Here is a 13,637-nt window from a genome sequence, read left to right as displayed (position 1 = left end):
AAAGTCATGCTGGCTCCCGCTGTTTTTTGAACTTGCTCACCAGGCCCAGGACACCTTGTTGCATGAACAAGGTCACCAGTATGAATAGCAAGCCCAATGCATACAACCACAGGTCGGGAAAGGCCGCTGTGAACCAGCTCTTCAGCCCGTTGACAGTGAATGCACCAATGATAGGCCCCAGCAAAGTACCGCGGCCGCCGACGGCCGCCCAGATCACCATTTCTATCGAATTGGCTGGTGACATTTCAGACGGGTTGATGATGCCAACCTGGGGCACATACAAGGCGCCGGCAATGCCGCAGAGTATGGCAGACAGCGTCCAGACAAACAGCTTGAACCACAAGGGGTTATAACCGATGAACATCAGGCGTGATTCAGAATCACGCACAGCCTGTAACACGCGCCCCAGCTTGGACATGACTATCCAGCGACACAAAAACAGGGCCGACAGCAAAATCAGCAAGGTGATCAGATACAGCGCAGCCTTGGTGCCGGGCGCAGTAATGGTAAAACCCAGAATGCGCTTGAAGTCCGTAAAACCGTTATTGCCACCAAAGCCGGTGTTATTACGAAAGAACAGCAGCATGAAGGCAAATGTCATCGCCTGGGTGATGATGGAGAAATACACCCCCTTGATGCGGGAACGGAAAGCAAAGAAACCAAAGATAAAGGCCAGCACGCCAGGTACCAGTACCACCAGCGCCATGCAATACCAGAAGCTGTCGGTCATGGACCAGTACCAGGGGTAGGTTTTCCAGTCCAGGAAGACCATGAAGTCAGGCAGATTACTTTGGTAGACGCCCTCACGGCCAATCGCACGCATCAGATACATGCCATGTGCATACGCACCCAGCGCGAAAAATACGCCATGCCCCAAAGACAGAATGCCGGTATAACCCCATACCAGGTCCAGCGCCAATGCCGCCAGGGCATAACACATGAACTTGCCGACCAGGGCTATCGTATAGCTGGAAATATGCAGAGCGTGTCCAGCGGGGAAACTAAGGTTAAGAATAGGCAGCAACACGGCAATCACTGCGCAAATCGCAATGCCGGTCCAGGCTGGCCTGGAAAACAGGCCCTTCATTGTCGTCATGGTTGAGTTCATTCTACGCTCCTGCCTTTGAGCGCAAACAAGCCTTGCGGTCTGCGTTGTATGAAAACGATGATGAAAACCAGGATGACGATCTTAGCCATAACCGCCCCGGCAACAGGCTCCAGAAATTTATTCACCTCACCCAGACCGAAAGCGGCGATCACGGTACCCGCCAGTTGCCCTACCCCGCCCAGCACCACCACCATAAAAGAATCGACGATATAGTTTTGCCCGAGATCAGGGCCAACATTACCCAATTGCGACAGAGCCACACCACCGAGACCTGCTATGCCTGAACCCAGGCCGAAAGTCAGCATGTCTATCTTGCCGGTAGCCACGCCCACACAGTCTGCCATACGGCGATTTTGCGTCACGGCACGCACGAACAGACCGAGCCGGGTCTTGTTCAGCAATAACCAGACTGCAAATACCACGAACAGGGCAAAGAAAATAATGATAATACGGTTATACGACAGAACCAGCGAACCCAGCACCGTGATACCGCCCGACATCCAGGCCGGATTAGCGACTTCGACATTTTGTGCACCAAAAATGGAACGCACTGCCTGCATCAATATCAGGCTGATACCCCAGGTGCACAATAAAGTTTCCAATGGACGGCCATATAACCAGCGTATGACAGTTCTTTCCAGCAAAATACCAACGGCAGCAGACACCAGAAAAGCTGCTGGCAAGGCCAGCAATAAATAAGCATCCAGCGCGCCGGGCATGAACTTGCGGAACAACATCTGGCAGGCATAGGTCGTGTACGCACCTATCATCAGCAATTCGCCATGCGCCATATTGATAATGCCCATCAGCCCAAAGGTAATCGCCAGGCCCAGGGCAGCCAGCAACAGCACGCTGCCCAGCGACACACCATAAAACAGGTTGCCAACAAATTCCATACGCGCCAGACGGCCATCAATGGCATTCAGGGTATTGGCTGCTTCAAGTCGTATACTGGCATCGGCTTCGTTGTAGCTGCCATCGGGATTTTGTGCCAGCATTTTTTGCAGCACAGGCTTCAAATTGGGATTCGGGCTATCCAGCAAGGCCTTGACTGCCGCCTTGCGTACTACCGGGTCACTGGCTTGTAGATTCGCGGTTGCAATCAGCATTTGCAGGCGGGATTTGATTTCGCTATCGTTTTCTTTCAGATAGGCTTTGTTCAGCAATGGCAATTGCTCTGGCGTTGCCTCTTTCTCAAGCGCTGTGGCAGCAATCAGGCGGGTATTTTTATCCGGTGAAAAGAGCTTCAGTCCTGACAGCGCACTATCGAGTGCGGCCCGCAGGCGATTATTGATGGTGATTGCCTCGGCATCATCCGGCAGTTTCTGCATTTTGCCGCTGGCAAGATCTTTAGCCTGCTCACCATCAACCAGATAAACAGCGACATCCTTGACGAATAGTTGTTCATTTTTGAGCGCCGTCAATACTTCCACAGCCTCTTCATTACCCATGGCAGCGATGGAATTGACAGCAACAATGCGGGCATCGGGATCATCGCCAGACAGTGCCAGCAAGAGCTTGCCATCAATAGCTGCGTGCGCACCCAGGCTGAACACGAGCAGGACAATGCTCGCGCAGATTTTACGAAATGTCATAGGCAACCAGGTCAAAAATGGAAAAATTCCGGAACGGCACTCAAGGCAGCAGCCATGCTGACCAGCTATTCAGCCAGCCAGACAGACAACTACGTCGCCCCCTGAGTGCCTGCATCATTCCTTCAATTACAGTTTTTGCTTGCCTTCATTGCCCGGGATGTATGGGCTCCATGGTTGGGCACGAATCGGTGCCTTGGTTTTGTAGACCACGCTGAACTGACCGTCAGCCTTGATCTCGCCTATCATGACTGGCTTGTGCAGGTGATGATTGGTTTTATCCATCGTCAGTTCAAAACCGGATGGCGCCTTGAAAGTCTGTCCACCCATGGCAGCGATGACCTTGTCGGTATCTGTGGACTTGGCTTTTTCAACGGCCTGTTTCCACATGTAGATACCGACATAAGTCGCTTCCATAGGATCATTGGTGACGACTGTGGCTGCATTAGGCAATTTTTTGGCAGCAGCATAGTCTTTCCATTTCTTGATGAATTCAGTATTCACTGGATTTTTCACAGACTGGAAGTAGTTCCATGCGGCCAGATGGCCTACCAGCGGTTTGGCATCCACACCGCGCAGTTCTTCTTCACCGACAGAGAATGCAACGACAGGCACATCCGTTGCCTTCAGACCGGCATTGCCGAGTTCTTTATAGAACGGTACGTTGGAATCACCATTGATGGTGGAAATGACAGCAGTTTTGCCACCAGCCGCAAATTTCTTGATGTTGGCTACAATGGTCTGATAGTCAGAATGGCCGAATGGTGTATAGACTTCATCGATATCGGTATCCTTGACGCCCTTGCTATGCAGGAAAGCACGAAGGATTTTGTTGGTCGTGCGTGGATACACATAGTCTGTGCCCAGCAAGACGAAACGCTTGGCGCCACCGCCTTCTTTCGACATCAGGTATTCAGTGGCAGGAATGGCTTGCTGATTTGGCGCTGCGCCTGTGTAGAAAACGTTTTTCTCCAGCTCTTCACCCTCGTACTGAACTGGGTAAAACAACAGACTGTTGAGTTCCTTGAAGACCGGCAGTACGGATTTACGTGATACCGATGTCCAGCAACCGAATACAACAGACACTTTGTCCTGCGATACCAGTTGACGGGCCTTTTCGGCAAACAGTGGCCAGTTGGATGCCGGATCAACGATCACCGCTTCCAGCTTTTTGCCCATGACACCACCTTTGGCATTGATTTCATCGATCGTCATCAGGGCCACATCCTTCAAGGATGTCTCCGAGATTGCCATAGTGCCAGACAGGGAATGCAGAATGCCGACCTTGATGGTATCGGCGGCCTGTGCCTGCGAGATCCAGCCAGATGCGGCCAAAGTCATTGCGGCAAGTGCAGTTGCTTTCAAAACAGTACGACGTGACATGTTTTCTCCTGGTAGTAGTGAGGTCATGGAACAAAAAACTGCAAGCTTCCCACTACGGATAGCAGATAACGTGCCAACTTATATAATGCAACGAGACCACTCAGCAGCATGATTGAAGTTCGATACAAACGATCCTTCAGCCAGCGTTTTATTGTTATGGACGTAGCGATCGGCGGTGCACTCAAGCAGTCATCACACAACCAGAACTGCTGTATGGACACATCTTAAAATCAGGCAATGCAGCCCAGTCACTGTTGCCGACCGGCCCCTCGCCCAAGCTACGCAGATGTTACAAAAAACTACCCAAATTGGTGAAAGTTACTTTCCGGCAAACTCTGACTCAAAAAACTCCGCTTTTCAGTGCGCTTGCGCTCTTAAATTGTGCGAAAAACAACCCACATCTGAAATTGCCCTGTTTTTAGGGCGTGTTGACCTAATCATTCATATCAAAATTTATTTCTATAAAAATAGCACTGGTGCTAATCGCCACGGATGAACGCTGGTCAAAAAATGGAGGAAATTCTATCAAGCATTTGATTTTAATGAATTATTTTTAATATGGACAAGTCCATTAACTATTTACACAAACAAACGCCAATACCAAAAAAGAAACAAAATATTTGGCTATGTACTTAGTTATTGGTCTAATATGAAATTGTAAAGAAATTGAAAAAATAATCCTTTTGTCAATTTTCCTGTGCGGATAATCATGATCAATCAATTTGATGAGTTCAGCATACTCCCACCGGCCACGGCTACTGCCACAGCAACTGATGCAAGCAAAGGTCTGTCCACTGATACCAGACTGCAATACCTGATAGACAATACTCCCGCCATTATTTACAGCAGCGTACCTACTGGCGACTTCAAAATGACCTTCGTCAGCAATAACGCGCTCCATGTACTGGGCTATCAGCCAGAAGAAATGGTGGCCGACCCGAATTTTTGGTTTGACCATATTCACCCCGAAGATATTCCCCAAATTTTTTCAAGCATTGCCAAGTTGTTCACCGAAGGAGAACGTACTTACGAATACCGTTTCATGAGTCGTGCCGGCCACTATGTATGGATGCACGACATGCTGAGGCTGATTCGTGATGAAGATGGTAATCCGGTAGAAGTGATCGGATCGCTGACAGACATTACCAAACGCAAGGAAATGGAAGATGCCCTGTTCAAAAAGGGGGAAGAACAACAGCTTTTGATCAAAAAATTACAAGAAGCTCACGAGCAGTTATTGCAATCTGAAAAAATGGCATCGGTAGGTCAGTTGGCAGCCGGTATTGCGCATGAAATCAATAATCCCATAGGTTTTATCAACTCCAATATTGGTAGCCTGCACAATTACGTAGAAAAGTTATTTGAAGTCATCAGTAATTATGAAAATCTGATACCGCAAGCACTGACGGCAAGTCAGGCAAGCGGCAAGATGAATGAGATCAGGGAAAAAGCTGATTTAGCGTTTTTAAAGGAAGACATACAGGATCTGGTGAGGGAATCTATGGACGGGCTCAAGCGCGTCAAGGACATCGTTCAATCGCTTAAAGATTTTTCGCACGTGGGTGAAACGGACTGGCAAGAGGCAGACATTCATCAAGGCATAGACAGTACCTTGAATATCGTCAAAAATGAAATCAAGTACAAGGCCAATGTGGTCAAGGAATATGGTCAGTTACCACCGGTAAAATGCATCATTTCGCAAGTCAATCAAGTCATCATGAATTTACTGGTGAATGCATCACATGCAATCAAGGAAAACGGCATCATCAAAGTCAGTACGGGGTGTGACAGAGATATGGTCTGGATAAAAGTACTGGATACCGGTGCTGGTATTCCTCCTGAAAATCTGAATCGCATCTTTGAACCCTTTTTTACCACCAAACCCGTAGGTAGTGGAACAGGTCTGGGTCTTTCCCTTTCTTACGGCATCATCAAAAAGCACGGTGGCAGGATCGACGTTAACAGTGTACTGGGTAAAGGCACCTGCTTCACTGTCTGGCTCCCCTTGCGTCAGGAAGATGCTACGACACAGTAATCAGCGTACGCGGTTGTCATAAAGATGCTAAAGCTGCCTAGCATGGTCATCATAATGTGAGATCAAATCAAATGGATATGGTAACGCACAAGCAAATTGATATGGCTAAAGAGCTTCAACTTGCAATCAATGCCAATGGATTGGAATTGTATTACCAGCCCAAGGCAGATTTGCAAACCGGCTTACTTGTCGGTGTGGAAGCCTTATTGCGTTGGAATCATGCCACTTGCGGTGCAATCTCCCCTTCAGCGTTCATCCGGGTAGCGGAGCAATCAGATCTTATTATCCAATTAGGTGAATGGGTGATCAGGCAGGCCTGCACGGATATCAGAGCCTGGATAAGCGCGAAACTTGATGCACCATGTGTGGCTATCAATGTTTCCCCGAAACAGCTACAGGATGCCGGGTTCATTATGCGTCTGTCCGAAATTCTGAAAAACATGCATGTGACGGCAGATCAAATATCTTTGGAAATTACTGAAAATATACTCATGCACCGCGATACCGGCATAGATCAGCTCTTCAGGGACTTCAAGCAGCAAGGTTACAAGCTGTCTCTGGACGACTTTGGCACAGGGTATTCGGCGCTCAGTTATCTGAAACATTTCCCATTCGATTACGTCAAAATTGATCAATCTTTTGTTCATGAACTGCCACACAATTCCGACGACGTCTCGATTTCCAGAGCCATCATTTCCATGGCACATAGCATGGGAATGAAAGTAATCGCTGAAGGTGTGGAAACAGAAGCTCAGTGCAAATTCCTGAGCGACAACATGTGTGATCAGATACAGGGATATTTCTTTTCCATCCCTCTGTCGATCAAACAGATGACTGCTTTTTTGCAGGACAGCCTGGTATTGGATAAACATTTACTGCGTATGGGGAAACCGGATCGCACATTGCTGCTAGTTGATGACGAGCCCAACATATTAAATGCACTGAAACGTCTTTTACGCCGGGACGGATACCAAATACTTACCGCTGGCAGCGGACATGAAGGTTTGGGCATTCTGGAGAAAAATAGAGTCGATGTGATCATTTCAGATCAACGCATGCCATCCATGACTGGCGTGGAATTTTTACGGAATGCAAAAAAACTATACCCTGACACCATACGTATTGTTTTATCCGGCTACACCGAACTGCAATACATCACAGATGCCATTAATGAAGGTGCGATCTACAAGTTTCTGACCAAGCCCTGGGATGATGAATTAATACGCGCGAATATCCGTGAAGCCTTTCATTATAAAGAAATGGAAGATGAAAATCGTAGCCTGAATCTGCAAATACAAACAAAAAATCAGGAATTAGTCACTGCAAACCGTCAACTGGCAGAATTAGTCAAACAAAAACAAAAACAAATCACACTTGGACAACTGAGTTTAAGCATAGTGCGCGAAGTGCTGCAATATGTGCCACTACCCATCATCGCTGTCGATGATGAAGACATGGTGGTATTCATCAATAGCTCTGCGGAACAGGTTATTCCACAATCCAGAATAGAATTGGGATGCCAGATTGAACACCTGATTCCCGATGTAGGCAATGGAATAAGGGAACATTCAGAAGGTATCTGGTTCCCGGTACATGTTTACCAAAAGCCGTTTAACGCACAGTGGAAGAATATGGGCGAACAGAATAAGTCCAGCGGAAAAATTGTCATGCTGATAGACGACAGAATGCACCATTGATCAGAACATGAAAAGGAAATCAGATATTCCGCCATCAAAACATATCCTGCCGGACGAGACAAAAACCAGGTGAAAAAGAATGAGCAAAGAATTTCCCGTTTCAGAAAAAACCAGTTCCCTTTCTGCATCAGCACAAGAAAAAACTGGTACTGAACACTTAACAAATGCTTTGGCAGAGAAGCAAAAGATAGATACATTTGCGCTCAATACCATGGGCATAGAGCTGGCGCAATTTCTTGATAGCAGTCCGGTTCCGACTTTTGTCATTGATTCGCATCATGTCATCACCCACTGGAATAAAGCCTGCGAATATGTCCTTGGCTATTCGGCTGCCAGCATGATTTCCACCCGCCATCAATGGAAAGCTTTTTATCGCGAAAATCGGCCGGTTCTGGCAGATCTGGTTTTGTCTGGCGATGACATTTTCATACAGAAATTTTACAAAAATAAATTCTCTTCGTCGCAGCTTATACCTGGTGCTTATGAAGCCATCGATTTTTTTCCTGACTTGCATGAACACGGTCTGTGGCTACATTTTACGGCTGCCCCACTTTACAACCAGGAAGGAAAAATTGTAGGTGCCATAGAAACACTGGAAGATATTACTGAACGTTGCGACGCCGAGAACGCTTTGCGCCAGGCCCACAGCAACCTGGAAAACCTGGTAAAAAAACGTACCTTGCAACTTGCAGATACCAACAACAAACTGGAAGCAGACATCAAACAAAGAGAAGCCGTAGAAAATGAACTGGTACGTCGCAATACGGAGTTGACAGAACTTAATGCCAGGCTGTCCATGGCACAGGAACAATTACTGCAATCTGAAAAATTGGCTTCCATCGGTCAACTTGCTGCCGGTGTTGCTCATGAAATCAATAATCCTATTGGATATATTTTTTCAAATTTCGCCACGCTGGAAAACTATATCAAAGACTTGTTCAGCATCATTCATGCATATGAAACTGTAGAATTGCATATTGCCGATGCCGGCATACGCAATAAAATCGCTGATATAAAAGAAGAAAAGGAATTATCCTTCCTGAAGGAAGACATCCCCGATCTGGTACAGCAATCACGGGAAGGCATAGAACGTGTACGTAAAATTGTTCAGGATTTAAAGGACTTTTCAAGAGTGGATTCGCAGCAGGAATGGCAATGGGCCAATCTTCATCAGGGTATAGACTCCACTTTAAACATTGTCAATAACGAGATCAAATACAAGGCAGATATTATCAAGGAATATGGTGATATTCCCGATGTCGAATGTCTGGCTTCACAAATTAATCAGGTCATCATGAATCTGGTGGTAAATGCATCCCACGCCATAGGAGACGAAAGAGGAAAAATCACCATTCGTACCAGCCGTGACGATACGCGCGTCATGATAGAAGTGACGGATAACGGCAGCGGCATTCCCAAAGAAAATCTCAATCGCATTTTCGACCCCTTCTTTACAACCAAACCTATAGGCAAAGGAACAGGATTGGGACTGTCACTCTCTTATGGCATCATACAGAAGCATGCTGGCAACATTAGCGTCAGCAGCGAAATCGGCAAAGGCAGCAGCTTTCTTATCAGCTTGCCCATCCGGCATGTAGACAATTCTCCTGACGATGAAGGTGTCCAGACATGAACGGCGAGACTGCATCCGTGAACTCTGCTGTACTACTGTTCGTAGATGATGAGCCGAATATTCTTTCTGCCTTGCGCAGATTGTTCAGACCATACTCTTACAAAATACTGATTGCCAACGGTGGTCAGGAAGGCCTGGAGATACTGGAAAAGGAAGCTGTTGACCTGGTCATTTCTGATATGCGTATGCCAGTCATGGATGGCGCTGTATTTTTAACACATGTCCGAGCCCGTTGGCCTGATACCATACGCTTACTATTGACCGGTTACGCAGACATGCAATCGACTATCGATGCTATCAACCGGGGTGAAATTTATCGCTATATTACCAAGCCATGGAACGACAATGACATCGTACTGGTCGTGCGGCAGGCGCTGGAACGCAAGGCACTCGAGCTAGAGAAAAAACGTCTGGAAGAATTAACCGCAAGACAGAACGAAGAATTGAAGTCTCTCAATGCCACGCTAGAAATAAAGGTTGATGAACGCACTACCGATTTAAAAAAGGCGCATGAATCTTTATTGCAGGCAAACGACAAATTAAAAAGTAATTTTCTGACATCCATCAAGGTATTTTCCAGCGTCGTCGAAATGCGTGGCGGGAAACTGGTAGGACATTCCAGAAGAGTTGCCGACTTGTCCAGAAAAATTGCAAAAAAATTCAATATGGACACGCGCGAAATTCAGGAGATTTTTGTCGCGGCATTATTGGCCGATATCGGGAAGATAGGTTTTTCCGATGAATTATTGGAAACACCACTCAATCAGATGAACGGTGAACAGTTAGGACAGTATCATAAGCATACTCTGCGGGCAGAACAGCTATTGATGCCATTACAAGATTTACAAGGTTCTGCAAAAATCATACGTTCCCAACACGAACGTTTTGATGGCCGGGGTTTTCCGGATGGACTGCAAGGTGAAAACATCCCTCTAGGTGCACGCATTCTGGCGCTGGCCAGTGATTATGACAATCTTCAGAATGGCAGCCTGGTACCGCGACGCGTGCACATGGAAGATGCCCAGGCCCTGATCATTCGCGGCGCTGGTAATCGCTATGATGAAAAAGTTGTTAAAGCATTTAAACAAATTGTCACGAATCAGAGTGACGATATTGATGATAAAGAAGTCAGTGTTCCCCACCTGCAGGTTGGCATGATCCTTTCCGCAGATGTGATTTCCAAGGACGGCATGCTGTTATTACCTGCCGAATACGTGCTTGATCAGCATGTCATCGATAAGTTGGGATTGTTCGACCATCCCGGAAGTGCTAAATTGACGATACGGATTTACAGTAACAGGAGAAAATAATGCCTAGAATCTTATTGCTGGATGATGAACAGAATGTGTTACTGGCATTACAAAGAAGCCTGAAAGGTGTCGCCAAAGAGATGGACATGGCAATAGACCTGTTCAATTCCCCCTCTGAAGCCATGGAACATATGCGGCATACGGCCTATGACTTTATTATCTCCGACTACCATATGCCTGCAATGAATGGCATACAATTTCTTTCGTCGGCCAAAGAAATACAACCAGATGCCATACGCATGATGCTGAGCGCATCCGCAGAATTCAAAACCATACTGGGCGCCATCAACGAGGCCGAAGTTTTCCGTTATATTGCCAAACCCTGGGATCAGGATGAGCTGATCGATACCATCAAACTGGCGGCAGAACGCCGCCAGCAGATAGTGGAAGAACATCGCCTTGCAGATGAATTGCGTGTGCAGCGTGGCTTGATCACGCCGCAGGAAGAAGAAATGAAGCGGCTGGAAGAAACGGACCCAGGCATTACCAAGGTCAAATGGGGGCCGGATGGATCTGTATTACTGGATTAAGTAATACAAGCCAGGTATCAATTGTGCATCCTGATATATCATTGGACACAATATGTTGCGATAACATCAGCCACTTCTTTTGCTTTCACCTGCAAAAGAAAATGTGGTGCATCAAACTCGTACAACTCTGTAGATGGCAATGTTTTTTCTATCTCCTGATAGGCTGATAAGGGTACCAGACGATCCTGTGTAGCACGAAAATACAGTACTGGCACTTTGATGTAGCTCAGTTTTGAACTCACATCGGCCAACAAGACGTTGCGCATTCTGGCTCTCAATACATCGGATGATACAGTTGCGAGAGCTAACCTTATCAGGTTACACCATTCTGCCGTTGCGAATTTCCCTAACAAGAAATGACTTATCAAAACCACGGGCGCCATCTTCACATTGACAAAAGAAAGCAAATGTCTGAAACCAGAAAGTGAAGAACGGGGATTACGCGCAAAACTTGCACACAGTATTAATGTACGCAAGCCTGGCGGCTGACTGGCGGCGATAGAGATCGCAACCGGGCCAGAAAACGATTCACCAAGCAAGATATATTCTTCATCCGCCGGCAGACAAGCACGTGCCACTTTTTCCAGCGCAGCATAATCCAGCACCTGGTCGACAGGGTAAGTAACGACAAGCAGCTTGCACCTGCCATTCAATGCCTTGCGCAAGGGTTCATACAGTGTTCCGGTACCATCCATGCCTGGCAAAAGTATGACCGTTGTCATGTCCGCGCCTTATAACAATCAATGCATTTTGGGATAACCTGTGATTTGCTGTATCTCTTTATAAAGCGGTTGCAGGCGGGCATACATTTTTTGGTAAACGCGATGATAGAGTTCATTGTAAATCTGGTGGTGATGCGCAATCGGTTCGAAGGTTTTTCCTATGCGTGTCATTTCCTTGATGGCGACATCAAAACTGGGATGCAGGCCCAGACCGACTGCGGCATCAATTGCTGCACCCAGTCCAGAGGTTTCATACACATGCGGGCGCGAGGTTGGCAAACCAAAAATGTCGGCGGTGAGTTGCATTGCCGCATCACTTTGTGATCCGCCACCAGAAATGCGCAGTTCTGTAATGGCGACGCCACTGCGTTTCTCTATGCGTTCTTTCCCCTCCCGCAAGGCGTAAGCCAGCCCTTCCAGTATGGCGCGATACATATGGGCACGCGTGTGCACGTCGCCAAAACCAATGATGGCCCCCTTGGCTTCTGCTCCCGGTATCTTGATGCCGGGCGACCAATAAGGTTGCAGCATCAGGCCCATGGAACCTGGCGGTACGGCATTCACCAGCGCATCAAACAAGGCTTCGGGCGCTACACCTTGTTCTGTTGCCTGTAATTGTTCGTGATGACCGAATTGTTCCTTAAACCAGTTGACCATCCAGTAGCCCCGAAAAATCTGTACTTCGGTGCTATAGAAATGGGGAATCGCAGCCGGATAAGGTGGAATGAAAGGCGTGACCTCCAGATATTTTTTGCTGGTGGTGTTGATGGTAGCAGTCGTACCGTAACTAAGGCAGCCTATATTCGGTTGCTGGCAACCGGCACCAATGACTTCGCAAGCCTTGTCGGCAGCAGCAGCCAGCAAAGGCGTGCCAGCCAGTATGCCGGTTGCGGCGGCAGCTGCTTCGGTGATATGGCCCATGACGGTGCCAGGCGCAACCAGCTCAGGCAAGGTTTCTCGCCTGACGGCCAGTGCCTGCCATTTCCAGTCCAGCTTGCCTGCCCATTTAAGGTGTTTATAGTCGAAAGGGATATAGCCGACTTGTGAGCCTGCTGAATCGATAAAATTGCCACACAGACGATGATTCAGATAGCCTGACAGCATCAGGTATTTATCGGTCTTGTCCCAGATGTCTGGTTGATGCGCCTTGATCCAATTAGCCTCGGCTTCGCCCCGGAAGAAATTGATGGTGCTGGCAACGCCGGCAATTTTAAAGGCGGTCAGCCACAAGGGATTAACGGCAGGCACCACATCGGTACGTCGTTGATCCAGCCAGGTAATCGCCGGACGCAAGGGCTGCCCCTGTTTGTCCAGGTTGATGACCGTGCCGCGCTGCGTAGTGACTGCCACGCCAAGCACACCGGCTGGTGTGACACCAGGCATTTGCCACAGACGCTGGCAGGCAGTACATACTGCCTGCCAATAATCTTCAGGATGATGCTCCGCCCAGCCAGGCTGTACCGAAAAATAGGCCTCCAGCGGAACCTGTGACTTGGCAACAATATTACCGCGCAAATCAAACAGGATGGCCCTGACGCTTTGTGTGCCATTATCTATGGCTAAAATTGTTTGTCCGGACATTGATATCCTGTGTTGATGTCAGCAATATTTTAAATATTGTCATGTA

At 47.6% G+C, this 13,637-nt stretch carries 10 protein-coding genes; 5 read left to right on the top strand and 5 right to left on the bottom strand.

The annotated features are described in order from the left end of the window. Window positions 1–4: 4 nt before the first annotated feature. The 3 genes from urtC to urtA all read right to left on the bottom strand — a co-directional run bounded on the left by urtC (window position 5) and on the right by urtA (window position 4,083). The gene (gene urtC / locus ACO0LK_RS09435) at window positions 5–1,108 is read right to left on the bottom strand and encodes an urea ABC transporter permease subunit UrtC (protein WP_422974375.1); all 1,104 of its coding nucleotides are present in this window, start codon (window positions 1,106–1,108) and stop codon (window positions 5–7) included. Next, entirely contained in the window at window positions 1,105–2,703 is a 1,599-nt protein-coding gene (gene urtB, locus ACO0LK_RS09430; RefSeq protein WP_422974373.1) for an urea ABC transporter permease subunit UrtB, read from the bottom strand. The genes urtC and urtB overlap by 4 nt, the downstream gene beginning before the upstream one ends. A gap of 126 nt (window positions 2,704–2,829) precedes the next feature. Then, window positions 2,830–4,083 carry an urea ABC transporter substrate-binding protein gene (gene urtA / locus ACO0LK_RS09425; protein ID WP_422974372.1) on the bottom strand — a complete coding sequence of 418 codons (1,254 nt, stop codon included), beginning with the start codon at window positions 4,081–4,083 and terminating at the stop codon, window positions 2,830–2,832. Between the two features lie 709 nt (window positions 4,084–4,792). On the opposite strand from urtA, the gene ACO0LK_RS09420 reads away from it, so the two are divergent. The 5 genes from ACO0LK_RS09420 to ACO0LK_RS09400 all read left to right on the top strand — a co-directional run bounded on the left by ACO0LK_RS09420 (window position 4,793) and on the right by ACO0LK_RS09400 (window position 11,288). After that, window positions 4,793–6,118 carry an ATP-binding protein gene (locus tag ACO0LK_RS09420; RefSeq protein WP_422974370.1) on the top strand — a complete coding sequence of 442 codons (1,326 nt, stop codon included), beginning with the start codon at window positions 4,793–4,795 and terminating at the stop codon, window positions 6,116–6,118. 71 nt (window positions 6,119–6,189) lie between these two features. Then, the gene (locus tag ACO0LK_RS09415; RefSeq protein ID WP_422974368.1) at window positions 6,190–7,815 is read left to right on the top strand and encodes an EAL domain-containing protein; all 1,626 of its coding nucleotides are present in this window, start codon (window positions 6,190–6,192) and stop codon (window positions 7,813–7,815) included. Window positions 7,816–7,894: 79 nt separating this feature from the next. Continuing rightward, a complete protein-coding gene (locus tag ACO0LK_RS09410; protein ID WP_422974366.1) occupies window positions 7,895–9,448 on the top strand; it encodes an ATP-binding protein in 1,554 nt (517 codons plus the stop codon). Beyond that, complete coding sequence (locus tag ACO0LK_RS09405; protein WP_422974364.1) at window positions 9,445–10,758, top strand: HD domain-containing phosphohydrolase; 1,314 nt, start codon at window positions 9,445–9,447, stop codon at window positions 10,756–10,758. Before ACO0LK_RS09410 ends, ACO0LK_RS09405 begins: the two co-directional genes overlap by 4 nt. Beyond that, window positions 10,758–11,288 (top strand): response regulator, encoded by a 531-nt coding sequence (locus ACO0LK_RS09400; RefSeq protein ID WP_422974362.1) that lies wholly within the window; start codon window positions 10,758–10,760, stop codon window positions 11,286–11,288. Before ACO0LK_RS09405 ends, ACO0LK_RS09400 begins: the two co-directional genes overlap by 1 nt. A 38-nt stretch (window positions 11,289–11,326) precedes the next feature. On the opposite strand, the gene ACO0LK_RS09395 is transcribed toward ACO0LK_RS09400, so the two are convergent. Next, on the bottom strand, window positions 11,327–12,010 hold the full coding sequence (locus ACO0LK_RS09395; RefSeq protein WP_422974360.1) for an alpha/beta fold hydrolase: 684 nt from the start codon (window positions 12,008–12,010) through the stop codon (window positions 11,327–11,329). A gap of 18 nt (window positions 12,011–12,028) precedes the next feature. Beyond that, a complete protein-coding gene (locus ACO0LK_RS09390; RefSeq protein ID WP_422974358.1) occupies window positions 12,029–13,591 on the bottom strand; it encodes an FGGY-family carbohydrate kinase in 1,563 nt (520 codons plus the stop codon). Between the last annotated feature and the right edge of the window lie 46 nt (window positions 13,592–13,637).

The sequence above is a fragment of the Undibacterium sp. Ji49W genome (genome assembly GCF_049340205.1).
Taxonomy (GTDB): domain Bacteria; phylum Pseudomonadota; class Gammaproteobacteria; order Burkholderiales; family Burkholderiaceae_D; genus Undibacterium.
Note: the sequence above shows the minus strand (reverse complement) of the source record. Positions and strands in the feature narration are given on the sequence as shown.